22 protein-coding genes, 1 other RNA gene and 1 pseudogene are annotated in these 24,630 nt (G+C 63.1%); 11 read left to right on the plus strand and 13 right to left on the minus strand.

The genetic code is table 11. From position 1 onward, the window contains the following. Positions 1 to 357 precede the first annotated feature (357 nt). On the plus strand, positions 358 to 1,473 hold the full coding sequence (locus NKK52_RS14165) for a cystathionine gamma-lyase (protein ID WP_023682145.1): 1,116 nt from the start codon (positions 358 to 360) through the stop codon (positions 1,471 to 1,473). A gap of 8 nt (positions 1,474 to 1,481) precedes the next feature. Here NKK52_RS14165 and NKK52_RS14170 read toward each other — a convergent pair whose 3' ends face one another. The 7 genes from NKK52_RS14170 to NKK52_RS14200 form a co-directional block, all read right to left on the minus strand. Beyond that, a complete protein-coding gene (locus tag NKK52_RS14170) occupies positions 1,482 to 1,775 on the minus strand; it encodes a type II toxin-antitoxin system RelE/ParE family toxin (protein ID WP_023668265.1) in 294 nt (97 codons plus the stop codon). Next, on the minus strand, positions 1,772 to 2,056 hold the full coding sequence (locus NKK52_RS14175) for a type II toxin-antitoxin system ParD family antitoxin (protein ID WP_023668264.1): 285 nt from the start codon (positions 2,054 to 2,056) through the stop codon (positions 1,772 to 1,774). Before NKK52_RS14175 ends, NKK52_RS14170 begins: the two co-directional genes overlap by 4 nt. A 178-nt stretch (positions 2,057 to 2,234) precedes the next feature. After that, positions 2,235 to 2,632: RNase P RNA component class A (gene rnpB / locus NKK52_RS14180), an RNA gene on the minus strand. Positions 2,633 to 2,682: 50 nt separating this feature from the next. After that, the gene (locus NKK52_RS14185; RefSeq protein ID WP_023682146.1) at positions 2,683 to 3,387 is read right to left on the minus strand and encodes a lytic transglycosylase domain-containing protein; all 705 of its coding nucleotides are present in this window, start codon (positions 3,385 to 3,387) and stop codon (positions 2,683 to 2,685) included. A 184-nt stretch (positions 3,388 to 3,571) separates the two neighbouring features. Then, positions 3,572 to 4,339 (minus strand): N-acetylmuramoyl-L-alanine amidase, encoded by a 768-nt coding sequence (locus NKK52_RS14190; RefSeq protein ID WP_023682147.1) that lies wholly within the window; start codon positions 4,337 to 4,339, stop codon positions 3,572 to 3,574. After that, positions 4,336 to 5,055 (minus strand): J domain-containing protein, encoded by a 720-nt coding sequence (locus tag NKK52_RS14195; protein ID WP_023668261.1) that lies wholly within the window; start codon positions 5,053 to 5,055, stop codon positions 4,336 to 4,338. The genes NKK52_RS14190 and NKK52_RS14195 overlap by 4 nt, the downstream gene beginning before the upstream one ends. Before the next feature lie 209 nt (positions 5,056 to 5,264). Continuing rightward, positions 5,265 to 5,462, minus strand: coding sequence for a hypothetical protein (locus tag NKK52_RS14200; protein ID WP_023668260.1), 198 nt, complete (start codon positions 5,460 to 5,462; stop codon positions 5,265 to 5,267). Between the two features lie 177 nt (positions 5,463 to 5,639). Between NKK52_RS14200 and NKK52_RS14205 the strand changes: the two genes are divergently transcribed. From NKK52_RS14205 to NKK52_RS14215, 3 genes and pseudogenes are all read left to right on the plus strand, one after another. Continuing rightward, the gene (locus NKK52_RS14205; RefSeq protein WP_352515161.1) at positions 5,640 to 9,599 is read left to right on the plus strand and encodes a hydantoinase B/oxoprolinase family protein; all 3,960 of its coding nucleotides are present in this window, start codon (positions 5,640 to 5,642) and stop codon (positions 9,597 to 9,599) included. A 31-nt stretch (positions 9,600 to 9,630) separates the two neighbouring features. Continuing rightward, complete coding sequence (locus tag NKK52_RS14210) at positions 9,631 to 10,929, plus strand: BtaA family protein (protein ID WP_031201832.1); 1,299 nt, start codon at positions 9,631 to 9,633, stop codon at positions 10,927 to 10,929. Further along, a pseudogene (locus NKK52_RS14215) lies at positions 10,926 to 11,582 on the plus strand (class I SAM-dependent methyltransferase); the annotation flags it as partial. The gene NKK52_RS14210 and the pseudogene NKK52_RS14215, both read left to right, overlap by 4 nt. A gap of 111 nt (positions 11,583 to 11,693) precedes the next feature. On the opposite strand, the gene NKK52_RS14220 reads toward NKK52_RS14215, so the two are convergent. Continuing rightward, on the minus strand, positions 11,694 to 13,073 hold the full coding sequence (locus tag NKK52_RS14220; protein ID WP_023682150.1) for a serine hydrolase domain-containing protein: 1,380 nt from the start codon (positions 13,071 to 13,073) through the stop codon (positions 11,694 to 11,696). 283 nt (positions 13,074 to 13,356) lie between these two features. On the opposite strand from NKK52_RS14220, the gene NKK52_RS14225 reads away from it, so the two are divergent. Together NKK52_RS14225 and NKK52_RS14230 are read left to right on the plus strand one after the other, a co-directional pair. After that, a complete protein-coding gene (locus tag NKK52_RS14225; protein ID WP_023682151.1) occupies positions 13,357 to 14,154 on the plus strand; it encodes a glycoside hydrolase family 25 protein in 798 nt (265 codons plus the stop codon). 32 nt (positions 14,155 to 14,186) lie between these two features. Then, a complete protein-coding gene (locus tag NKK52_RS14230; RefSeq protein ID WP_023682152.1) occupies positions 14,187 to 15,416 on the plus strand; it encodes a lytic murein transglycosylase in 1,230 nt (409 codons plus the stop codon). 25 nt (positions 15,417 to 15,441) lie between these two features. Here NKK52_RS14230 and NKK52_RS14235 read toward each other — a convergent pair whose 3' ends face one another. Next, positions 15,442 to 16,341, minus strand: coding sequence for a LysR family transcriptional regulator (locus tag NKK52_RS14235; protein ID WP_023682153.1), 900 nt, complete (start codon positions 16,339 to 16,341; stop codon positions 15,442 to 15,444). 131 nt (positions 16,342 to 16,472) lie between these two features. On the opposite strand from NKK52_RS14235, the gene NKK52_RS14240 reads away from it, so the two are divergent. Continuing rightward, a complete protein-coding gene (locus tag NKK52_RS14240) occupies positions 16,473 to 17,204 on the plus strand; it encodes an SDR family oxidoreductase (RefSeq protein ID WP_023682154.1) in 732 nt (243 codons plus the stop codon). Here the strand turns inward: NKK52_RS14240 and NKK52_RS14245 are convergent. Continuing rightward, complete coding sequence (locus tag NKK52_RS14245; RefSeq protein WP_023668250.1) at positions 17,201 to 18,421, minus strand: alanine racemase; 1,221 nt, start codon at positions 18,419 to 18,421, stop codon at positions 17,201 to 17,203. The genes NKK52_RS14240 and NKK52_RS14245 overlap by 4 nt on opposite strands. A gap of 211 nt (positions 18,422 to 18,632) precedes the next feature. On the opposite strand from NKK52_RS14245, the gene NKK52_RS14250 reads away from it, so the two are divergent. Further along, entirely contained in the window at positions 18,633 to 19,550 is a 918-nt protein-coding gene (locus NKK52_RS14250) for a DMT family transporter (RefSeq protein WP_023682155.1), read from the plus strand. A gap of 449 nt (positions 19,551 to 19,999) precedes the next feature. On the opposite strand, the gene metF is transcribed toward NKK52_RS14250, so the two are convergent. Continuing rightward, complete coding sequence (metF, locus tag NKK52_RS14255; protein WP_023682156.1) at positions 20,000 to 20,917, minus strand: methylenetetrahydrofolate reductase [NAD(P)H]; 918 nt, start codon at positions 20,915 to 20,917, stop codon at positions 20,000 to 20,002. Then, positions 20,917 to 21,939, minus strand: a complete 1,023-nt coding sequence (locus tag NKK52_RS14260; RefSeq protein WP_023682157.1) for an ArsR/SmtB family transcription factor — start codon at positions 21,937 to 21,939, stop codon at positions 20,917 to 20,919. Before NKK52_RS14260 ends, metF begins: the two co-directional genes overlap by 1 nt. A gap of 167 nt (positions 21,940 to 22,106) precedes the next feature. Between NKK52_RS14260 and tsaA the strand changes: the two genes are divergently transcribed. Both tsaA and NKK52_RS14270 read left to right on the plus strand, forming a co-directional pair. Further along, complete coding sequence (tsaA, locus tag NKK52_RS14265; protein WP_023682158.1) at positions 22,107 to 22,613, plus strand: tRNA (N6-threonylcarbamoyladenosine(37)-N6)-methyltransferase TrmO; 507 nt, start codon at positions 22,107 to 22,109, stop codon at positions 22,611 to 22,613. Beyond that, a complete protein-coding gene (locus NKK52_RS14270) occupies positions 22,610 to 22,924 on the plus strand; it encodes a DUF2293 domain-containing protein (RefSeq protein WP_023668245.1) in 315 nt (104 codons plus the stop codon). The genes tsaA and NKK52_RS14270 overlap by 4 nt, the downstream gene beginning before the upstream one ends. A 6-nt stretch (positions 22,925 to 22,930) precedes the next feature. Here NKK52_RS14270 and NKK52_RS14275 read toward each other — a convergent pair whose 3' ends face one another. After that, the gene (locus NKK52_RS14275) at positions 22,931 to 23,437 is read right to left on the minus strand and encodes a hypothetical protein (protein ID WP_023682159.1); all 507 of its coding nucleotides are present in this window, start codon (positions 23,435 to 23,437) and stop codon (positions 22,931 to 22,933) included. Positions 23,438 to 23,634: 197 nt separating this feature from the next. Here NKK52_RS14275 and NKK52_RS14280 point away from each other — a divergent pair, with 197 nt between their 5' ends. After that, positions 23,635 to 24,552, plus strand: coding sequence for a D-amino acid aminotransferase (locus tag NKK52_RS14280; RefSeq protein WP_502903003.1), 918 nt, complete (start codon positions 23,635 to 23,637; stop codon positions 24,550 to 24,552). Positions 24,553 to 24,630 lie beyond the last annotated feature (78 nt).

Consider the following 24,630-nt stretch of genomic DNA (forward strand, 5'->3'; position numbering starts at 1 on the left):
CGTCCGCGCCGAAGCGCGTCCCCTGCCGAAAATCCGCTTCGATCCCAGCGGCAAAACCCCGCAAACGCACAGCCGCCGCGGCTGCCCGATTGGCGTACGCTTTACCCTGACGCGGAACGAAGGCTTTGGTATCGAAATGGGATATCATGGGGCACTATGGGCGTCAACGGGAACAGGCTTCACAAACGCGCGCGCCACAACCGGTGAGAGCAGCTCTGACAACACTCCCGTCTTTATCTCCCATTAAGCCTAACGAACCGTTTAGAGCGGGCTGGCCCAAGCGGAAGCGGCTTGCCGCGCATCACTGCCGCGAATAGCGTCGTCAGTCTTTTCGCTGAGCAACAAGGTCAGAAATCCATGTCCGAAACAGCCAGGTCCCGCGCGGCCTCCCTTGCCCATCTGCGTCGCGACGGACTTGCCAAAGGCGACCCCATCCCATTGCCGCTGACCATGGCCGCTATTTTCCACAACCCGGGCGACGGCGCCGGCTACAGTCAGTACGGCCGTTACAGCAACGCCACCTGGGATGCAGTCGAGCACATGCTGGCGCATCTCGAAGACGCGCCATGCGTCGGCTTCCCCTCAGGAATGGCGGCAATCTCGGCGGTGTTTTTCGGCCTGTTGAAATCCGGCGACCGCGTGCTTTTGCCTTCGGACGGCTACCATGCCACACGCGCGCTGGCCGAACGTTTCCTCAAGCCCTTCGGCGTCGCCTATGATCTGCGGCCGACATCGACCTTTCTCGACGGCGGCTTCGACGGCTACCGCCTTGTCTACGTTGAAACCCCGTCAAATCCGCGCTTGGACATTTGCGACATCACAGCCGTCGCCGAAGTCGCGCACCAAGCGGGCGCGATCGTCGTCGTCGACAACACCACGATGACGCCGTTCGGCCAGCGCCCGCTCGATCTCGGCGCCGACATCGTCGTTGCTGCCGACACCAAGGCGGCCAACGGGCATTCCGACGTGCTGTTCGGCCATGTCGCCAGCCGCAATCCAGACATCATCGCGGGCGTCACCGGCTGGCGCGAGACCGCAGGCGGCATTCCCGGCCCGTTCGAGGCTTGGCTGGTGCATCGCGGCCTGGAGACGCTGGACGTACGCTTCGACCGCATGTGTTCTTCTGCCGAGGTGATCGCGAAGCGCCTGAAAAACCATCGCGCCGTTAGCGGCTTGCGCTACCCCGGGCTGGAGGGCGACCCGTCGCACAACCTCGCCCGGGCGCAGATGGAGCGCTTCGGCTTCCTCGTGTCCTTCGAACTCGCTTCCCAGGAGAAGGCCGAGGATTTCATCAACAACTGCACGCTGATGCAGGCGGCAACGTCGTTCGGGGGTGTCCACACCTCCGCCGAGCGGCGGGCCAAGCGAGGAGATTCGGTTCCGCCCGGCTTCGTGCGCCTGTCGGTGGGCTGCGAGCCGGTGGAAGAACTCTGGCAGGCGATCGAGGCATCGCTGGACAAGATCGGCATCTGAGCTGGCGGTTAGGTCACCAAGTCGTCGGCGCCAATATCGCGCCTGCCGTGCAAAACGCGGACGATCTCGATCGCGTCTTCGCCCATGCGATACAGAGTGACATATTCGCCGACGATCAGATGACGAATGCCGGGCGCGATATCATCGCGCGGCGCACCTGAGAACGGGTGCAAGGTGAGCAGTGTCCAGCGCCTCTCCAAAGCGTCCACAAGGCGCATGGCTCCCTTTGGGCTATGTTCCGCAATGTAGTCACCGATGCCTTCGACATCTGATATCGCCTGAGGAAGCAGCCGATATTTCACTCTTCCGAGCCTGCAGCTTCCGACATCCTGTGATATTTGGCTCGCAGCCGGTCCATGAAGGGCTGGCCGTCCACCGCCGGTCCGCTGTCGATCCCCTCCTGAACCAGCCTGCGCAATTCCTCGACCGTGTAGCCGAGAAGATCGCGGCGGTCTTTCCATTGCCGCAGCGCATCACGGATGACTTCGCTGGCCGAGGCATATTCGCCGGCGGCCACGACATCGTCGACCGCCGCCGCCAGTTCCGGCGAAAGCGTGATGCTGCGTTTGTCGACGTGACCCATGATGCGCTCCTGATCAAACCATGACAATCATGGTACGATTAAATCGTACCAGCTTCAAATGCGTTTGTCTCGACCCCAGCATGCGTACTTGATTCAATCGCTCAAGCACCTGAATCGCCAGCTGCGCCCGAAGGCGCAGACTGCTGATCCAAAGGATTAATCGCGATATGGGGGAGAAATTGCCAGCTGGCCTGTAAGCCGGGTTTTGTATGGCCCTCGCCCCTTTCGGGGCGAGAACGTGGCGGCCATTCATCTTGGGCGCATGTTGCCATGCGCCTCACGCAACCTACCCGGACGGTGAGCCGGAAACAGCCCTCGAAGGTTTCCCCTCGCACCGTCCCTATTCGGTTTTGCTCCCGGTGGGGTTTACCGTGCCGCTCCTGTTGCCAGTCGCGCGGTGGGCTCTTACCCCACCCTTTCACCCTTGCCCCGATAAATCGTGGCGGTTTGCTTTCTGTGGCACTTTCCCTGGGGTCGCCCCCGCCGGCCATTAACCGGCACCGTGTTTCCATGGAGCCCGGACTTTCCTCACCCGCAGCCTTTCGGCTTTGCGGGTGCGGCCGCCCGGCCAGCTGGCAGAGCGTATAAAGGGGTTCACGTTCCAAAACGCAAATGAAAAAGCAGACTTATGCCGGCGATCCCAATGCCGCCAACTGCACCTTGACCTTGCCGCAATAGGCCGCCGACACCGGGTTCATCCTCGTCGCGGCATGGCCGGCATTGTATTTCAGGATCGTGCCGCAGGTGGTGCCGCCGCCGAGATTGCGCGCCATGGCAAGGTACTTCATGCCGTATTTGATGTTGGTGTCGGGATCGAACAGACCCTTGGCGGAGCCGCTGTAACCCATCATCCGCGCCGTTGCCGGCTTGATCTGCATCAGGCCGATTTCACCCGCGCCGCCGACGATGTTCGGCCGGTAGTTGCTCTCGATCTTGATGACCGCCTGGGCCAGCGACACCGGCACGCCTTCGGCCGCGGCATAGCGGGCAATGATTGCCGAATACTGGCCGCCAAGCGCGGCTGCCGCAGTCGACTCCGCAGCGGTGCTTGGGCGGATCGATGCGGTCGTCGTCAGGTCGACGCTCTTCCTGTTGCGCTTAAAATGCCTCTTGGCCGTGGCTTTTCTGGCCTTCACCACGGCTGCTTTGCGCACTTTCGCGGTGGTTGCCCTTTTTGCTTTCGGGTTTGCCTTCGTCATGGTGGCCTTGGCGGGTGCGGCGATGAAGCCCTGGTCTGCCCTCTGGCTCAGTGGTGCGGCATCGGCCGTGCTGAAGGCAAAAGTCATTACTCCGGCAGCAATAGCTGCCGTTACAACGGTCAATTTCTGCATGTGGTCCTGTTCTGTTTGGCCGCGCGAAGATCTTCACGCAGCAACGCCTAATCAATATCGGAGCATCCGGGGGGCTGGAGGTCCGATAACTTGCACGAACTGCCTTTGAGGGCGGAATTTGTGTCGAACAAGGCGAGGCAATTCACTTTCAGTGACAGGCTGTAACTTGAATATCAGGAAAAGATTATTTAGACGCAACTGACCTAAGGGAAGTCAGCAGGCTTTGCAGCGTGCTAGACGTAGAGCCGTCGGCGACGCCATCCACCAGGCGTGGTCGGAAATGCCGCTGAAAAGCTTCGACGACGATTTCGGTCTGGCGGTCGAAGACACCTGATATCTCGACGCCATAGCCATAGAGCGCCAGCATAGACTGCAGTGCCTCGATCTGGGCGCCGGTATCGCCGGCTTTCAGCACCGCGCCGCGCCGGACCGGCGCCGCAGGCACGAGATGGCCGACCCCGGCCGCAAACAGCGCATTCCAGGGGAATTTCTCGCCCGGGTCGATCTTGCGCCCCGGCGCGATGTCGGAATGGGCAAGCACCCTTTGCGCCGTAATGGAATGGCGTTCGATGATACCAAGGCAAAGCCCGATCACCGCTTCCACCTGCCGCTTGGGAAAGGCCGAATAGCCGAGCGAATGGCCGGGATTGACGATTTCGATGCCGACCGAACAGGAGTTGATGTCGCGACGACCGAACCAGGAACTTGCACCGGCATGCCAGGCGCGGTCGCTTTCGCGCACCATCTGGATGATGCGGCCATCCTCATGGACGAGGTAGTGCGACGAGACTTCGCTTGCGGGGTTGCACAACCAGGCTTCCGCGGCAGCACCAGTCGCCATGCCGGTATAGTGCAGCACGATCATGTCGGGCCTGAGCGTTTCGCGCCGCGGGCCGAAATTCGGCGATACCCTGACCTCCGCGCTTGGCTCGTCGGGCGAGAAGCCGGTCATGCGTGCCTGAGGCCCCGCTCGATCATTTCATAGGCCGCGTTGATCGCCGCGACCCTGGTCGTTGCAATCTTGATGAATTCCTGCGGCAGGCCGCGCGCGATCAGCCGGTCCGGATGATTGTCGGAGACCAGCTTGCGGTATCGCTTCCTGACCTCCTCGAACGGCTTGCCGCGCTCAATGCCGAGCACGATATAGGGATCGCCGGCGCCGAGATTGACGTGCCTGGCCATGATGGCCTCGTAGTGCACCTCGTCGATGCGGAAAATCTCGGCAATACGGTGCAGGAAAATCCCTTCGCGCTCATGCACCAGCCCATCCGCCTTGGCGATATGGAACAGACCGTCGAGTATGTCTTCCAGCATGACGCAGTTCGAATGGCCCGAGCCGCACATCTGCGCCATACTCTCGGCATAGGTCTCGAACCCGGCGACGTCGCGCTTGGCCAGATCGTAAAGCCGCGCCACATTGCGGGTCTGTTCTCGCGGCACCTCGAATATTTCCTGGAACGCGCGAACCTCGTCCTGGGTGACGATGCCATCGGCCTTGGCCATCTTGGCTGACAGCGCAATCATCGCCACAGAGAAGGCAACACGCCGGCGCAGATCAGCGTCACCGGAGAAAACCGTGCGCACGGCCTCAACCACATCGGCTACGCCGGACGTGGCTGAAGATGAAACGCGGGTGATGAAGTCGCCGAGGCGATCCCAAATCGACATGAGCGCTTATTAGGGCCGCCGGCCATTGCTATCAAGCCAAGACAGCGCCGCAGAGTGGACCGAATTTACGCAAGCAACCGACGCGCCAGATCCCAAACCGTAGGAAAGAGCCGGTTCAAGGCCCTTGAGCCCCGAATCGACCTAAACGCAGGAAGGCCGGCGCGAAGCCGGCCTCCTCTCTCGTCACGTCAAAGTGACCGGGACTGCTGCTACTGCGCGGGGGCAGGAGCAGGTGTTGCCGGAGCCGGTTCTGCAGGCTTCGGTGCATCCGGCGTCGCCGGCTTCATGGGCTCGGCGGCTGGCGGATTGGTGCTCTGGGTGGTGGTGTTATCCGTACCGCTGTCGCTGCAGGCGGCAACGCCGAACAGGGCCAGGGCGGAAACGGAAGCAAGAATGAGCTTTTTCATGACATCTCTCCTTCAACACACGCTCACGTTGCGGTGAACGGTCGAAGGCAAAATGCATCAAACGGCCATGAGTTTCGTAACGTTGCGTTTCCTGATGTAACATCCGCGCACTACCGATTGCGGGCCGGGCGATGCCGAACTAACAGTCTGGACCCAAATGCAATGCCGGAGTTCTGCGTGGACAAGAAATGGGATTTTTGGATCGACCGCGGCGGCACCTTTACCGACGTGATCGGACGTGATCCGCAAGGCGGTTTGCATCCCAGGAAATTCCTGTCGGAAAATCCCGAAGCCTATCCCGACGCGGCCATAGCCGGCATCCGCGAGCTTCTGGGGCTGAAATCCGGCACCGCTATTCCTCCGGGCCTGGTCGGTGACGTCAAGATGGGTACCACCGTTGCCACGAATGCGCTGCTGGAGCGCAAGGGCGACCGTGTGCTTTTGCTCATCACCAAGGGCTTTCGCGACGCGCTGAAGATCGCCTATCAGGCGCGGCCGGACATCTTCGCCAAGGAGATCATCCTTCCCGAACAGCTCTACGAGCGAGTCATCGAGATCGACGAGCGTGTGCGCGCCAATGGCGAGGTCGAGCGCTTGCTCGACATCGCCGCCTGCCGGCCCGCCATCGAACAGGCGAAGGCCGACGGCATCGATGCGGTGGCCATCGTCTTCATGCATGCCTGGAAATATCCCGACCACGAGAAGGCGGTGGCGAAAGTCTGCCGCAAGATCGGGTTCAGCCAAGTCTCGGTCAGCCATGAAGTCTCGCCGCTGATCAAACTGGTCGGCCGCGGCGACACCACCGTGGTCGATGCCTATCTGTCGCCGATCCTGTCGCGCTATGTGCAAAGGGTGGCGGGAGAACTGGGCGCGACGCCAATCTCCCCACTTGTGGGGGGTGAGGAGCGGTCGGCCAAAGGCCGAGAAAAAGCCAACGATTTGGCTTTTTCAGCGACGAACGCCCGGAGCCATAGCGAAGGGCAGTCGGCAAAGCCGACAGAGGGGGTTCTCTCAGGAGGCACCACCAAAGCGTCGAGCACTGCCGCGGCGACCCCACCCGGCGGCTTCGCCGCCACCCTCCCCTCGAGGGGGAGGGAGAACCCTCGCCTGATGTTCATGATGTCGTCGGGCGGGCTTACCGCCGCCGACATGTTTCAGGGCAAGGACGCGCTGCTGTCCGGCCCGGCCGGCGGTGTCGTCGGCATGGTCGAGACGGCGAAACTCGCCGGATTCGAGAAAGTCATCGGTTTCGACATGGGCGGCACCTCGACCGACGTCGCCCATTATGACGGCGAGTATGAGCGCGCCTTCGACACCGAGGTCGCCGGCGTGCGCATCCGTGCGCCGATGATGCGCATCCATACCGTCGCTGCCGGCGGCGGCTCGATCCTGCACTACGAAGCCGGCCGTTTCCGCGCCGGCCCGGATTCCGCCGGCGCCAATCCTGGCCCCGCCGCCTACCGGCGCGGCGGCCCGCTGGCCGTCACCGACGCCAATGTCATGCTGGGCAAGCTGCAGCCCGATTTCTTCCCGGCAATTTTCGGCCCAGGCCAGGACCAGCCGCTCGATGTGGCCGCCGTGCGCAAAAAATTCGCTGCGCTGGCCGTCGAAATCGGCGATGGCCGCACGCCGGAAGCCGTCGCCGAAGGCTTCGTCACCATCGCGGTGGAAAACATGGCCAATGCCATCAAGAAGATCTCCGTGCAGCGCGGCTATGACGTCACTGAATATCTCTTGAACTGTTTTGGCGGCGCCGGCGGCCAGCATGCCTGCCTGGTTGCCGACGCGCTCGGCATGGAGGCGGTACTGATCCACCCCTTCTCCGGTCTGCTCTCAGCCTATGGTATCGGCCTGTCGTCGGTTTTCGCGTCGCGCCAGCAGGCGCTCCTGAAGCCGCTTGCCGAAGAATCCAGGACCCAGATGGGCAGCCTCATCGGCACGTTGAAAAAAGCCGTCATCGCCGAATTGGTAGCGCAAGGCATCGCCGAGGACAAGATTGCGGCAAAGCCGGTGCTGCACATCCGCTATGACGGCACCGACACCACGCTGCCGGTGAATTTCGAAGGCGACTCGATCTTCCAGGCCAGGCGCGATTTCGAAATCGCCCACAAGGCGCAGTTCGGGTTCGTCTATGATGACAAGCCGATGATCGTCGAGACCGTTGGCGTGGAAGGCGCCGAGATCGTCGAGACCACGGCCGAAGCCGTTGCGCCCGCCGGACCGGCAAGGGTTGAAGCGGGTGCGTCCGGAACGCGGCGCATCTACACCGAGGGCCGCTGGCATGAGGCCGGCATCCATCGTCGCGAAAATCTGCGCCCATCCAACCTGATCGCAGGCCCCGCTTTGATCATCGAGCCGAACCAGACCATCGTCGTCGAGCCGGGCTGGCGGGCCGAAATCACCAACCTCAATCACGTCGTCATCCGCCGCACCGAACGGAAAGTTCGCACGGCTGCCCTCGGTACCGAAGCCGATCCGGTGATGCTGGAGGTCTTCAACAACCTCTTCATGTCGATCGCCGAACAGATGGGCGTTACGCTGCAGAACACCGCCTATTCCGTCAACATCAAGGAAAGGCTGGATTTCTCCTGCGCCGTCTTCGACCGCCACGGCGCGCTGGTCGCCAACGCGCCGCACATGCCGGTGCATCTCGGCTCAATGGATCGCTCAGTCGAAACCATCATCCGGCTGAACTCCGGCGACATCCACCCCGGCGACGTCTTTGCGCTGAACGCACCTTACAATGGCGGCACGCATCTGCCCGACATCACCGTGGTGACGCCGGTGTTTTCCCTCCCCCTTGAGGGGAGGGTGGCCGCGCAGCGGCCGGGTGGGGTCCTCTCAGAAGGCACCACAAGAGCGTCGAGCACTGCCGCAACGACCCCCTCCGGCGGCTCCGCCGCCACCTCCCCCTCAAGGGGGGAGGAAGTAATCTTCTACGTAGCCTCACGCGGCCATCATGCCGATATCGGCGGCACTGCCCCCGGCTCGATGACGCCGCTTGCCACCACGGTCGACGAGGAAGGCGTGCTGTTCGACAATTTCCGCGTCGTCGATCGCGGAAAATTCCGCGAGGCGGAGCTGCAAACGCTGCTCACCGACCACCCCTACCCCGCCCGCAACCCGCACCAGAACATCGCCGACCTAAAGGCGCAGATCGCCGCCAATGAAAAGGGCGTGGCGGAACTGCGCAAAATGGTCTCCCATTTCGGCCTCGATGTCGTCGAGGCCTATATGGGCCATGTCCAGGACAATGCCGCCGAAAGCGTGCGCCGCGTGCTGGAAAGGCTGCCTAACAGCTCGCAGTATGAATACCCGACCGACACCGGCCAGGTGATCAAGGTGAAGATCACGGTCGACCGGCAAAAGAGCGAAGCGACCGTCGACTTCACCGGCACCTCGCCTGTCATGAAGAACAATTTCAACGCGCCCGAGCCCGTCGCCCGCGCCGCCGTGCTCTATGCCTTCCGCGTCATGGTCGAGGACATGATCCCGATGAATGCCGGGTGCCTCAGGCCCATCAACATCATCATCCCCGACGGCTCGATGCTGAAGCCGGCCTACCCCGCAGCAGTCGTCGCCGGCAATGTCGAGACCTCGCAGCATGTCACCAACGCGCTGTTCGGAGCCATGGGCGCCATGGCCAATGCGCAAGGCACGATGAACAACCTGACCTTCGGCAACAAGCAGTACCAGTATTACGAGACGATCTGCTCCGGTTCGCCGGCCGGACAGATGAACTCCGGCCGCGGCTTTGCCGGCACATCCGGCGTCCACACCCACATGACCAATTCGCGCCTGACCGACCCGGAGGTGCTGGAATTGCGCTTTCCCGTGCTGCTCGAGGATTTTCACATTCGCGAAGGCTCCGGCGGCAAAGGCAAATGGGATGCCGGTGACGGCACCAGGCGCACCATCCGTTTCCTCGAAAAGATGGAATGCGCCATCCTGTCCTCGCACCGCAACCGCCCGCCGCAAGGCCTCGACGGCGGCGGTGACGGCGAGGTCGGCTCGACCAAGGTCCGCCGCCAGGACGGCAGCGTCGAGACGCTGAAGGCCTGCGACCAGACCGTGCTCGACGCCGGCGACGCCGTCATCCTGACGACGCCGACACCCGGGGGATTTGGCAAGGCCTGAACTCGCGTCAACAGGCTGTCACCCGCCTGTCATGCCCCTGAGTTACCCGCTTGCGGCAAAGCAAATGGGGAATCACTTTGCCATGACGGACGTCTCCTCGGATCTCGTTTTTCGCCGCGGCAAGGAAGTTGGAAAAGCCGTCTACCAGAACCGCCCGCTGTCGAAGGCCGGCATCTCGGAGCGGCTGTTCGCCCTCTTGTTTTCCGGTCTCGTCTATCCGCAGATCTGGGAAGACCCTGAAGTCGACATGGAGGCCATGCAGCTTGGCCAGGGTCACCGCGTCGTCACCATAGCGTCGGGCGGCTGCAACATCCTCGCCTACCTCACCCGCTCGCCTGAACGCGTCGATGCGGTCGACCTCAACGCCGCCCACATCGCCTTGAACCGGATGAAGCTGGAGGCGGTGCGGCATCTGCCCTCGCAGGGCGATCTGTTCCGTTTCTTCGGCGCCGCCGGCACCAGCCACAATTCGCAAGCCTATGACCGCTTCATCGCGCCGCATCTCGACCCGGTCAGCCGCCACTATTGGGAGCGTCGCAGCTGGCCCGGCCGCCGGCGCATCACCGTCTTCGACCGCAATTTCTACCAGACCGGCCTGCTCGGCCTGTTCATCGCCATGGGCCACCGCATCGCCAAATTCTTCGGCGTCGATCCCGCCGGTATCATGGCGTCGAAGAGCCTCGCCGACCAGCGCCGCTTCTTCAACGAAGAGCTGGCGCCGGTCTTCGACAAGAAGCTGTTGCGCTGGGCTACCTCGCGCAAGGCTTCGCTGTTCGGCCTCGGCATTCCGCCGGCGCAGTACGATTCGCTGATCACCTCGGGCGATGGTTCGATGGCCAGCGTGCTGAAGGCCCGGCTGGAAAAGCTCGCTTGCGATTTTCCACTGAAGAACAACTACTTCGCTTGGCAAGCCTTCGCCCGTCGCTATCCCAATCCGGGTGAGGCCGCCCTGCCCGCCTATCTAGAAGAGGCCAACTACAAGGCGATCCGCAACAATGTCGATCGCGTCGGCATCCACCACGCCAATCTGATCGAATTTCTGGCCGGCAAGGACGCAAGCACCGTCGATCGTTTCGTCCTGCTCGACGCGCAGGACTGGATGACGAACGACCAGCTCAATGCCCTTTGGTCGGAGATCACCCGCACCGCCTCGGTCGGCGCCCGAGTCATCTTCCGTACCGCCGCCGAGCCCAGCCTGCTGCCGGGCCGCGTCTCGATCTCGCTGCTCGACCAGTGGACCTACGAGGACGAGGCCTCGCGCGACTGTTCGGCCCGCGACCGCTCGGCCATCTATGGCGGCTTCCACCTCTATGTGAAGCGCGCGGCATGAGCGCGAGCGAGCTGCCGGCCGACCATGCCGAACTGATGGACGGCGTCTATCGCTGGCAACGCCATATCTACGACCTGACCCGCAAATACTATCTGCTTGGCCGCGACCAGATGATAGCCGGGCTGGATGTGCCGGCGAATGGCAGAGTGCTCGAACTTGGCTGCGGCACCGGCCGCAACATCGCGCTTGCCGCCCGCCGCTATCCCGACGCCCGCCTCTACGGCCTCGACATCTCGGCCGAGATGCTGGAGACGGCGAGCAAGGCGATCGGCCGCGACGGCCTGTCCGGCCGCGCCGTGCTGGCGCGCGGCGACGCCACCGATTTCGACGCCAAGACGCTGTTCGGCGTCGAGCGCTTCGACCGCATCTTCGTGTCCTATTCGCTGTCGATGATCCCCGGTTGGGAAAAGACGGTTTCGGCAGCCCTTGCGGCACTCGCGCCCGGCGGCTCGCTGCATGTCGTCGATTTCGGCCAGCAGGAAGGCTTGCCCAACTGGTTCCGGACATTGCTGCGCGGCTGGCTCAAGAAATTCCATGTCACGCCACGTGAATCATTGCGCGAAGTCTTGGAATCGGAATCTCGGCGAACCGGCGCAAGCTTCTGTTTCCGCGCGCTTTATCGCGGCTATGCCTGGCTGGCGGTCGTCAAGATCGCGCACTCTTACCTCCCCTCGATGGGGGAGGTCGCGCCGAAGGCGCGGGTGGCCAGGCACCCCGCCCCGGCGCTACGCGCCGACCCTCCCCATCAAGGGAGGGTAAGGGAGCTAGCGCAGTGCCTTCATCAGCGCGCCGACCATCACCTGCGGCCGGTAGCCGAGCTTGGCCGGCGTCAACCCCAGCCGCACCACCACCAGTTGCTCCGACGGGATGATGGCGACCGTCTGGCCGTCATGGCCCTCCATCCAGTAGGTATCGTTGGGCAGTCCGGCGGCGACGCCGGCGCCGGGATTTCCTTCGTCCCCCGGGGCTTCGATCCAAAGTTGCCCCTTGCCGTAGACTTTCGAGGCCGGTGCCGGTTCGCACATCCAGTCGACGAAACCGGCCGGCAGGATCTGGTTGCCGTTCCAGACGCCGCCCTGCAGCAGGAATTGGCCGAACCGCGCCCAGTCATGCCCCGTGGCATAGAGGTAGGATGAGCCGACAAAGGTACTCTCCTCGTCGGTTTCGAGCACCGCGCTCTGCATGCCGAGCGGCCCGAACAGCGCTGTCCTTGGCCACATCAGCGCCTTGTCCTTGTCGCCGATAGCATCCTGCCACAGCCGCGACAGCATCACCGCCGTGCCGCTCGAATAGGAAAAGACCTTGCCGACGTCGCCGGTCAGCGGCTTGGCCTCGGCGAAGCCCGCCATATCAGGTTCGAGGTAGAGCATGCGCGTCACATCGGCAACGTCGCCATAATCCTCGTTGAACTCGAGTCCGCTCGACATCGCCATCATATCGGCAAGGCTGATGGCGGCGCGGCCGTCCGCCTTCCATGAGCCGAACAGGCCCTGATTGGTCACCGCCATCTTGCCGTCCTTGACCAGCGTGCCGACGAGCGCGGCGTTGACTGTCTTGGTCATAGACCAGCCCAGCAGCGGCGTTTTCGCCGAAAAGCCGTCGCCATAACGCTCCGCAACAATGCGGCCATTTTTGACCACCACCACGGCGCGCATGCCGATGCCGGTCATCGCCGCACCGTCGAGAATCTTGTTGATTTCGGGATTTTGCGAGGCATCGACTCGATCTCCCCCGGGCCACAGATCGCCCTTGGTGGCCGCCGACGCCTCGGCAGGGATTGACGTGCGCCGTGCCCTGCCGACGTCGCCATCGGGAACCGAGGCGCAACCCAGGCCGGCGCGCGCAACGGCGACGCTCTTGCCGAGGAAGCCAAGCAGCCCGGCCGAGACGGTCCCCCTGTTCTTGTCGACCGACACCTTCATCAGCCTGAGCAGCGGATGGCCGGGCGCCTGCACGTCGATGGCCAGCACCTCATTGGGATCACGGCCGGCGATAAAAACATTCGAGCAGACAATCTTGGCGGAATAGCCGGAACCGACGCGGATCAGTTCGGGCGGCGCGACGTAGAGCCAGGTAAACAGGGCGGCTATGGCCAACACGACCAGGCCGAGCAGCCATTTGATGATCTTCACGGCGATCCGCATCTTTCCGTCCCTGCTTTTCCGCTGCCCGTGGCTTGCGGCCCGATTTATGTCATCGATTTGCCGCCATTGCTTCCGCAAAATCGGTGTTCTTGTCGAGCGCCGTCAACCTGTTATCAACCATGATCGGCGATCACTGGTGCATGTCGCCCAAAAGTGCGCAGCGGTTTTGGAACAACGACATGCACGAAAATAGCGTATCAGGCGATGCTGTGGGGCGATCGCCTGAGGGGCACCTGCAACGACAACCCAACAGCGACCGGCTGATTCCGGCTCGGGAAATGCGATGCGCCGATTCGCGGCCCTCATCACGTTGACGCTGCTGGCCGCCTGCTCGACCGCCGGCGATCTCGTGCCCTCGATGTCGCCATCCAGCAGCCCGACGGTTGCCGTGCGCGCACCGCGTTTCGAAGACTCCAAGCCGCATGAATGGGATAGCGGCGCGCCTTGGAACTATGCCGTTCACGGCACCGACGTCTCCAAATACCAGACCTCGGTCGACTGGCCGACGGCCAAGGCCAGCGGCATCTCCTTCGCCTTCATCAAGGCGACCGAGGGCGGCGACCGTTTCGACGAGTATTTCAACGAGCATTGGTCGCGCACCAAGGCCAATGGCATTCCGCGCGCGGCCTACCATTTCTTCTATTTCTGCACGCCTGCCGCCACCCAGGCGCGCTGGTTCATCCAGAACGTGCCCGTCGACCGCTCGGCCATGCCGCCGGTGCTCGACATGGAGTGGAACCCGCAATCGCCGACCTGCCGGCTGCGCCCGGATTCAGCGACGGTGCGGGCCGAAATGACCACCTTTCTCGAGATGATCGAGCGGCACTATGGCAAGAAGCCGATCATCTACACCTCGGTCGACTTCTTCGACGATAACGACCTTGCGACCTTCCGCGGCTATCCCTACTGGCTGCGCTCGGTGGCCGGCCACCCCCGCCAGAAGTACGGCAGCCACCCTTTCACCTTCTGGCAATACACCGGAACCGGTATCGTGCCCGGCATGAACGGCAAGTCCGATATCAACGTCTTCAACGGCACTGAGGCAGCCTGGAAAAAGTGGCTGCGGCAGAACACCCGTTGACACCGGCTCTACCGCCTGCTTTTCGACGTCCCATGCGCACCTACCTGCAGCCACTGGGATATTTACGCCGGAAACAGTCGAAGAGCCGCCTGCGCTCCGGGCTGCTCGCGGCCCTGCTGCTCGGCGCTACGGCGATGCCGGCGGCGGCGCAGGAATGCGGCGGCGACTTCGAAACCTGGAAGCAAGGCGTGGCGGCGGAAGCCAAGGCAGCCGGTGTCGGCGCTGTCGGCCTTAACGCGCTGGAGGCCGCCACCATCGACGACAAGGTGCTCGCGCGTGACCGCGCCCAGGGCGTCTTCGCCCAGACCTTCATTCAGTTCTCCAACCGCATGATCTCGGCCTACCGGCTGAAGCAGGGCGCGGCCAATCTGAAGAAATACGCCGAAATCTTTGCGCGCGCCGACCAGCAGTTCGGTGTCCAGGCGCCGATCATCACCGCCTTCTGGGGGCTGGAGACCGATTTCGGCGCCGTACAGGGCGATTTCCACACGCTGAGCGCCTTGGTGACGCTGTCGCATGACTGCCGCCGCCCGCAGCTGTTTCGGCCGCAACTGCTGCCGCTGTTGACGCTGATCGATCGCGGCGTCGTTCCGGCCGACGTCACCGGCGCCTGGGCCGGCGAGATCGGCCAGACGCAGATCCTGCCTTCCGACTATCTCGCGCGCGGCGTCGACGGCGACGGCGACGGCATCGTCGACCTCAGGCGCAGCGTACCCGACGTGATCATGACCACGGCCAACAAGGTGCTGTCGCGCGGCTGGAAACGCGACCAGCCGTGGATCGAGGAAGTGCGCGTGCCCGAGGACATGCCCTGGGAGCAGACCGGCCGCACCAACAAGCTGCCGCTGTCTCAATGGGCCGCGTGGGGCGTCACCAATCCCGATGGCACGCCGCTGATCGACAATGGCCTGAAGGCCGGCCTGGCGCTGCCGATGGGCCGCAAAGGTCCGGCCTTCCTCGCCTACGACAATTTCGACGTCTATCTCGAATGGAACCAGTCCTTCACCTACGCGCTGACCGCCGCCAACTTCGCCAGCCGGCTGGCCGGGGCAAAGCAGTTCGACCCGCGCAATCCCGAAACCGGGCTCAATGGCGACCAGATGAAGGAATTGCAGACCAAGCTCGAAGCCAGGGGCTATGACGTCGGCACCGTCGACGGCATTCTGGGCACCAACACCCGCGAAGCCATCCGCAAGGAACAGATGCGGCTCGGCATGCCGGTCGACGGCTGGCCGACGCCGGAGCTTTTGGGGAAACTGTGAGTAGAATCTGCCCAAGCTGGGTTCCTTATTCCCTACTCCTTGCCCGGACGAAGTCGATAAATGCCCGCAAAGCCGGGGGGACGTGCCTCGAACTCGGGTGATACAGGAAGAAGCCTGGAAAGCTGGGCGACCAGGGCTCTAGAAATCTCATCAGCCTGCCCGCATTGATCCAGGACTGGACCTGATAGTCGATCATGTAGGCAACGCCTGCTCCACCCAGCGCCGCGTTCAGCATCAGCTCGGTGTCGTTAACAGTCAGGCTGCCCTCGACGGCGATTTCCAGAGACCGTTTGCCGCGCGCGAACTCCCATCGATAGAGGTTGCCGCCACCAGGCCACTGGAATGTTATGCATTGGTGCTGATGCAACTCCTGCGGATGGCGCGGTATGGCCCGATTTTCGAGATAGACGGGAGCGGCCACCGCCGCCATCTGCAAATCCCCGCTCAGTTTCACTGCCACCATGTCCTTCTCCAGCCGCTCGCCAAGCCTGATTCCGGCATCGAACCGTCCTCGAACAATGTCGGTCAGCGTATCGTCGACGATGACGGTCAGCGCGATATCAGGATAGGCGCGTTGGAAGTCGCCAAGGATCGGGCCGATGAACCGCACCGCGGCAACACGCGGCACGTTTATTCGTAGCGAACCCGCCGGCCGATCACGCGCGGCTTGAATGTCCGCTACGGCGCCTTCCAGCTCTTCGAACGCAACGGCAAGGCGCGCAAACAGCGTCTCGCCGGCACCAGTGGGTGAAACACTACGCGTCGTGCGATTCAGCAACCTGATGCCGATGCGAGCCTCCAGTTGCCGAATCGACTGGCTGAGCGCCGGCGGGGAAACACGCAGCCGGGCGGCGGCGCGGACGAAACTACGCTCTTCCACGATTGCGGCGAATGCCTTGAGCTCGGCGAATTCAGAACCGCGCATTGTGTATCCCTAGATTAACAAGCTAGTCAGATAATAGGCCATTATCTGATCAGTTGCATGGCCCCATTTCTCGACTAGCGGACCCGTCAGATGAAACCGGCACGGGCCTGAATGATTGAAGGAAACGTATCATGCCCAAGTCCTTGCAAGGCAAAACCGCACTCGTCACCGGCAGTTCGCGCGGCATTGGGCGAGCCATCGCCGAAGGACTCGCCTCCAAGGGCGCTGCCGTCGTCGTCAACTATGTCGGCAACCACGAAGCCGCTGACGAGGTCGTGGCCGCCATCGCCGGCAGGAGAGGAAAGGCGATCGCCGTCCAGGCCGACATATCAAGCGTCTCGGATATTCATCGCCTGTTTGACGAGGCTGAGAGTGAGTTCGGCGCGATCGACATCGTGGTTGCCAATGTCGGCGTCGCCGTCATCAAGCCTCTGACGGAGGCAACCGAAGCCGATTTCGACCATGTCTTCGGCACCAATGCCAAGGGCACCTTCTTCGTGCTTCAGGAAGCAGCGCGCCGTGTGCGAAACGGTGGCCGCATCATCGCGGTCTCCACCGGCGGCACCAAGATGTTCTTCACGCAAACGGCGCTCTATCTCGGCAGCAAGGGCGCCGTCGAACAATTCGTCCGTGTGCTCTCGCGTGAACTCGGACCGCGCGGCATCACCGTGAATGCGCTGTCGCCTGGCTTCACCGACACGGACCTGCTTCCCGAGCGCGATCGCGCCGTGGCGGCCGGCATGTCTCCATTTGGCAGGATCGGCGCGCCCCGCGACGTTGCCGATGTCGCGGTCTTCCTGGCCAGCGACGAGGCCCGCTGGCTGACCGGCGAGAATATCCAGGCCGGTGGAGGCGTCGCCTAATCCGCCATTGTCTCCAGGCTGGCGAATCCCTGCGGCGCATCGCCTTCATCGAAGGGTGTCGTCACCTCGACGAAGGTATCGGGATAAAAGCCGTTGAAGCGGGTTCTCAGCGACAGCGAATAGGCACCGATATGGCCGATCTCGATCCAGTCGCCGGTGTCGACGGTTTCCGGCAGCCAGAACGGCCGCGACAGGATGTCGACGGAATCGCAGGTCGCGCCGCAGACCTTGAACGGCACGATGTTCTTCTCCTCGCCATTGCGCGAGCGGATCGCCGGATCGGGGATGAAGCGGGCCGGCAGTGTGATCTTGCCGGTCCAAGAATCCGACAGCGACGCCCAGATGCCGTCATTGATGTAGAGCCGCTTGCCCTTGCGCAGCAGCACCCGCACGATCAGCGAGAGGCAGCGCGCCACGATCACCCGGCCGGGCTCGGCCACCAACGGGATCTGGTCGAACTGGTATTCCCTGAGGTCGCCCGACAGCCGCGACATGATCTGGCCGAGCGACGGCATCTCGATCTGCTTGCGATTGGGGTCATGGCCGTACTCGGCGGGAAAGCCGCCGCCGACATCGAGGCCCGCAATGTCGAAGGTCAGCCGGTTGCGCACCCAATCGGCGGAGGCCAGCGCCCGTTCATAGGTGTCGGGATCCTCGATCTGGCTGCCGACATGGAAGCACAGGCCGACCTTGTAGCCGGTGCGGTTGAGCCGCTCGGCGAGTTCCACCGCATAGGCCGGCCCGGCGCCGAATTTCTTCGACAGTTCATAGGCCGCCGAACCCTTGGTCTGGATTCGCACGAACACGCTGATGGAGCCCGGATCGATGTCAAGCGCCCGCACCACCCGCGTCAGCTTGGTGATCTCGTCCTCATGGTCGAGCGAAATGACCCGAATGGCGTATTTTTCCAGCGCAAGCTTGATGTCCGACTGCGCCTTGACCGGATGCATGTAGAGCATCTCGGCGTCGGGTGAGACGGCGCGCACGGCGGCGAACTCGCCGGGCGAGGCCACATCGAAGGCGGTGACGCCGGCTTCGACCAGCGCCTTGAGCACGATCTGCTCGCCATTGGTCTTGACTGCGTAGGCGGTCTTGCCGGGAAACATGCCCATGAACTGTTTGGCATCCGCCTTCAGCACCTGCGGGCGAAAGCAGTAGACCGGATCGTCCGGCCGAAGCGCCAGCGCCGCCTCGCGGGCATTCTCGAATCGCTGCATGGACGAATCCCCTGACTTCTCGGCTGCGCACAATTAATCCAAGCTAGCGGCCAAAGAAAACAATTCTGTGTCTGGCGGGCACTGACCCAGCGGCGCATCCTCCTGGCAGCACTGTTGCCAGCAATCAGGTTTCGGGTGGCTCTTGTCGCCGGACCCGATATGCCTTCTGCCTGAGTGGCTGGCATTGATGCCGCGGGGAAGGACGTTCACGATGGCAATAGCCACGACAGCCGTGCAGCGCGGACCGATGACGCTGAGGGACTGGGGACAGCTTCTGCTGCTCGGCGCCATCTGGGGCGGCTCGTTCTTCTTTGCCCGCATCGCCGTTGCCGAAATGCACCCGCTGGTGCTGGTGCTGTTTCGCGTTGCCATTGCGGCCATTGCACTGCAGCTCTATCTCGGCATTCGCGGTCCGTCCTTCCGCCTCGCCTTCCCGCATGCCGGCCTGTTTTTCCTTTTGGCGCTCGCCAACAATGTCGTCCCGTTCTCGCTGATCTTTGCCGGCCAGACCGCGCTTGGCGCCGGCGTCGCCTCGGTGCTCAATGCGACGACGCCGTTCTGGACGCTGATCCTCGCCAACGCGCTGACAGCGGACGAAAAGCTCTCCTGGAACAAGCTTGCCGGCATCGGGCTCGGCATCGCCGGCACCGCTGTCATGATCGGCCCCGGCCTGCTGGCCGGGCTCGGCGGCCCGGTCTGGGCGAAATTCGCGCTGATCGGCGCCTCGCTGTCATACGCCGTCGCGCTGATGATTGCCCGCCGCTTCAAGGGCGTGCCCTCGCCGGTCATCGCCACCGGACAATTGACGGCGTCGACCATCATCATGATCCCGGTGGTGCTGCTCACCTATGGCCCGGCCGGCCTGTTCTCGGCCTCGCCGCCGGTCTGGACGGCGGTGCTGGCGCTGGCGCTGCTCTCCACCGCCTTCGCCTACATCCTCTATTTCAACCTCGTCGCCTCGGCCGGCGCCACCAACGCCTCGCTGGTCACGCTCATCGTCCCGGCCAGCGCCATCCTGCTCGGCCTCCTGTTCCTCGGCGAGCGGCTCGCTCTGTTCGAGTTCTGCGGCATGGCACTGATCGCGCTTGGCCTGGTGACGATCGACGGGCGGTTGTTTGGTCGGCGCTAATGCCTATCGACCAAAAGTGCGCAGCGGTTTTGGGACAACGACGCGCTTTAGGTCTGGTAGCGCTGCCATGCCTCGCTTTCGCCACGGCGGCGTCACAATTTATTCACAGGCTGCCAGCGGCTTTTGCCGAAGAGTTTCAACGCTTAACGACAGGTGGCAGGTCGCAAATTCCACAATCGCGTCGCATTGCAGCATATTTTCCGCTTGCCTGTGGCACAAATGCCCCTAGACTCCACCCATAGCTCTTGAAGAGGAGACTATGACATGGGACTTACGAGGCCAATCAACGCATTGATGATCTGTGCTGCATTTGCCTTCATTGGCGCCCTTATCATAGGTGTTCTTCCGTAACCGCCGGAGCGGAAGAACAGCAGCAATAGCCCACAAATTCGAAAGGCCGGGTGTTTCGCCCGGCCTTTTGCATTTCAGATTTCATACCACGATGAAGCTCAGGCGGCGGCGGATCCAGCTGCCTCTGTTTCGTGGGAGCGGATGCCGATCATATGGCAGATGGCAAACACCAGGTCGGCCCGGTTCATGGTGTAGAAATGGAAGTCGCTGACGCCGCGCTCGACGAGATCGAGCACCTGCTCGGCCGCCACGGCAGACGCCACGAGCGCATGCGTCTGCGGATCGTTGTGCAGCCCTTCGAAACGCTCGGCCAGCCATGCCGGCACCAGCGCGCCGCAGCGCGCCGAGAAATTGGCGACCTGGGTGAAATTGTGCACCGGCAGGATGCCGGGCACGATCGGGATGTAGATGCCGGCACGGCGCGCCTTCTCGACATAACGCTCGTAGAGATCGTTGTCGAAGAAGAACTGGGTGATCGCCCGCGTCGCGCCATTGTCGGCCTTGCGCTTCAGCATGTCGAAGTCGGTGGCGAAGTCGGGGCTTTCCGGATGCTTTTCGGGATAGGCCGAGACCGAGATGTCGAAATCGCCGGCGTCCTTCAGCGCTCCGACAAGTTCGGCGCCATTGGCATAGCCATCGGGATGCGGCCGGTAGGCCGTACCGACACCCGCCGCCGGATCGCCGCGCAACGCAACGAAGCGCTTCACGCCCATGTCGGCGAATTCGCGGACGACGGCGTCGACCTCATGGCGGGCGGCGTCGACGCAGGTCATGTGCGCCGCCGGCGTCAGCGTCGTCTCGTTCAGGATGCGCTTGATCGTGCGGGCCGTGCGCTCACGCGTCGAACCGCCGGCGCCATAGGTCACCGAGACGAATCTCGGCTTCAGCGGCTCCAGCCTGGTGACGGTGTCCCAGAGCCTGGCTTCCATCTCGTCGGTCTTCGGCGGGAAGAACTCGAAGGAGACGCGGACCTTGTCGCCAATGTCGGGACGGCGGGAAAAGCGGAACTGGTTCATCAGGCGATTTCCCCCATAGGGTACGCTTTGGTGGGTTGGGTGTCATTTGAAGGCTCGGCGATCAGCATGCGGCGGTCGCGGCCGAGCCACAGCTTGACGGTGAGCCTGGCTTCGTTGCCGCCGCGCGGCTCGAATTCCTGGGCATCCTCGAGATCGAGCCCGGCATCGGCAAACCATTCGGAGATCTGGCGGTCGGAAAAGCCCAGCCTGACATGCGCATGCTGGTCGCGCAGGAATTCCAGTGCATGCGGCGCGAAATCGACGATCACCAGCCGGCCCGACGGGCGCAGCAGCCTTGCCGCCTCGCGGATGGCGCGGGCGGGATCGTCCAGATAGTGCAGCACCTGATGGATGGTGACGAGGTCGAAGGCGTCGCGCTCGACCGGCGGCGCGAAAATGTCGCCTTGGCGGACCTGGGCATTGGCGATGCCTGCCTTGTCGAGATTGGCCCGCGCCACCGTCAGCATTTCGCGCGACATGTCGATGCCGACACCGCGCCGGTAGAGCGGCGAAAATATCTCCAGCAGCCGCCCGGTACCGGTGCCGAGGTCTAGCATCGACTGGAATGGCCGCTTGCCGACCAGCTTGAGGAGTGCGGCTTCCACCGCGCGGTCCGGCACATGCAGCGAGCGGATGTGATCCCAGCTGGCGGCGTTCTCGGAGAAATACTCGGCGGCACGGTCCTGGCGCTTGCGCTTGACCGATGCCAACCGCTCGAGATCGCGCTCGACCTGTGGATCGGCGCCGCGAATGCCAGAGACCAGCCCCATGACGAAGTCGCGCGCGGAATCCGTATCCGACAGCCGGAAGAAGGCCCAGGAGCCCTCCTGGTAGCGGCCGATCAACCCGGCCTCCAGCAGCAGCTTCAAATGCCGCGACACCCGCGGTTGCGACTGGCTGAGGATCTCGGTGAGGTCGGACACGGTGAGATCGCCGCGCGACAGCAGCGCCAGGATGCGCAGCCGGCTCGATTCGGCCGCAGCCTTCAACGTATCCACCATCGTATCGAGCGAAACATGCATCGGCGCGTTCTCGTTGAAAAAGATATAAACATATGTTTATGTCAGCTTTGACGACATGGCAAGGCCTATGTCGCTTCCTGACAAGAAAATGCCGCACACATGGTCCCCGCCTGAGAGAACCGCTTTTCCCTGACGATCGGCTGGAAACTTGTGCTAGGGCGAAAGCCATGTTCGAGACGCGCGACGGCGAAATGCTCCTGCAGACCGACCCGGCTGACATGCCGGCGGATGGCCATATCGTGTTCATCGGCCGCATCGCCTCGCCATGGACATCCAGGCAAACCTGCCCGAAGAACATGCGCGCGGCGCGCGAGACAGGACAGGCGGCCACCGTTCTCATCGACCCACCCTATCGCGACGGCCTGCTTGCGCTGGAGCGGGCCAGCCACATCGTCATCCTGTCCTGGCTGCATCACGCGCCGCGGGCACTGATTGTCCAGAGACCCCGCCATGCGGCTGAGCCGAAAGGCGTTTTCTCGCTGCGCTCCCCTGCCCGGCCGAACCCAGTCGGGCTGCATATCGCCGGCCTGATCGCCGTCGACATCGACCACGGCCGCATCGCCATCGACGCCATCGATGTGCTCGACGGCACCCCGGTGATCGACATCAAGCCCTATTTCGCCTCGACCGACGCCTTTCCCGAGGCGACCATTGCCGGGCGTGACGAAAAATGAGCGCGCCCACCGGCCGCCGCCGCGCCATCGCCAAGGCGCTGACCGCACTGCTGCCCCTGGCGCCCTATGCCGATATGGAGAAAATCCGCACCGAGGCCGGCGCCGTGCACATGAAGACGCTGCCGCCGGGCATCGCGGTCTGGCTGGCGACGATCGCCCATATCAGGCACGGCCATACCGACTATGAAAAGCTGCTGGCCGAGGGCTATGACCGCGACTCGGCGCGGTTCTTCGTCATCGAGCAAACAAACATGGTGCTGACCCGTTGGCGCGCCACGCGCCTGCTCGATGCAGAGGACGAAGAGGAATAACTTCAGCTACCGTCGCTTCAATACGGCAACCGCATTGTAGGGCTGGCCGTCGGCCTGGCCAACCCAGGTCCAGGACAGGTTCCCTTTGAAAAATCGGACGGTGATGCCGCCACCGTCGATGCACTTGTCCTGGCCGTAGCTGATGTTTTCCCGGTATTCCGCCGAACTGTCGTCGCGAGAAATCTGGGTCAACGATCCGCCGCAGCCGAGCGACGGATAGTCGATCGACGCGGCGCCATCGCCGATTGTCATTGCGATCGCCCAATCGGCGCCGGCAGCACCGGCCGGACTTTGATGACCGCTGCCGGTCCAGACGCCGTTGAGCCCCGCCGCGTTGACCACGCAAGGCACGTTCTGAAAGATCGGCGTCAGTTCGCTGCCCGTCTTCTCGCAACGATAGGTCTGGCCGTTCTGGCACAGCGCCTCGCCCTCGCGAGCGCATTGCGCGAAGGCATGGCCAGTGACGAAGACGAGGAAAATTGCAAAGCTGATGGTCCGAAAAGATCTGCCCATTTTGCCCCTCACGGCCGGATATTTTCAGGCCGGACCATAGGGCATATCGAATGTGCTACCTAGGACAAACAGCGATGGTTGGGTGGCCCTATGCCGCCTGCAGGGGACCACTAGCTTGACTCTGCCGTATCAAGCCGAAGGGACCAATCGCCATGAACCGAAGCGCAGCAGCGGGTAGCATCGTGCCATTGCCTTCCATGTCCGACCGCCACATCGATCCGCATTCCTATCCCGACGGCATCGCCTTCCTCGACGGCCAGTATCTGCCGATGTCGCAGGCCAAGATCTCGGTGCTGGATTGGGGCTTTCTGCATTCCGACGCCACCTACGACACCGTGCATGTCTGGGACGGGAGCTTCTTCCGACTCGACCTGCATCTCGACCGCTTCTTCGCCGGCTTGCAAAAACTGCGCATGACGATCCCGTCCGACCGCGATGGCGTGGCCGAGATTCTGCACAATTGCGTGGCGCTGTCGGGCCATCGCGCCGCCTATGTCGAAATGCTGTGCACACGCGGCGCCTCGCCGACCTTCAGCCGCGATCCGCGCCAGGCGGTCAACCGCTTCATGGCCTTCGCAGTTCCCTTCGGCTCGGTCGCCAATGCCGAGCAGTTGCGGCGCGGCCTGCATGTCGCCATTAGCGACAAGGTGCGCATTCCGCCGGTCTCGATCGATCCGGCGATCAAGAACTACCACTGGCTCGACCTCGTGCGCGGCCTCTACGACGCTTATGACCGTGGGGCCGAAACCGCATTGATTCTCGACTTCAACGGCAATGTCGCCGAAGGCCCCGGCTTCAACGTGTTCTGCGTCAAGGACGGCAGGCTGTCGACGCCAGCCGCCGGCGTGCTGCCCGGCATCACCAGGCGCACCGTCTTCGACCTCTGCGCCGAGGCAGCGCTTCCCACCACGGCCGTCGACGTCAGCGTTGCCGCGCTGAAGGCTGCCGACGAAGTCTTCATCACTTCCACCGCCGGCGGCATCATGCCGGTGACAGTGATCGACGGCGCTGCTGTCGCCGACGGCAAGATAGGCGGGATCACAAAGCGCTTGATGGCGCTCTACTGGCAAAAGCATGACGACCCGGCCTGGTCGAGCCCGGTGCGCTATCCCTGACCGGCGAAGGTCCTGCTCCACACGATGACGTGACCAAAAAGATTCCCCCTCGCCTCTGGAAAATCGCTCGACGCACCG

The organism is Mesorhizobium sp. C277A (assembly GCF_040324395.1).
GTDB lineage: Bacteria > Pseudomonadota > Alphaproteobacteria > Rhizobiales > Rhizobiaceae > Mesorhizobium.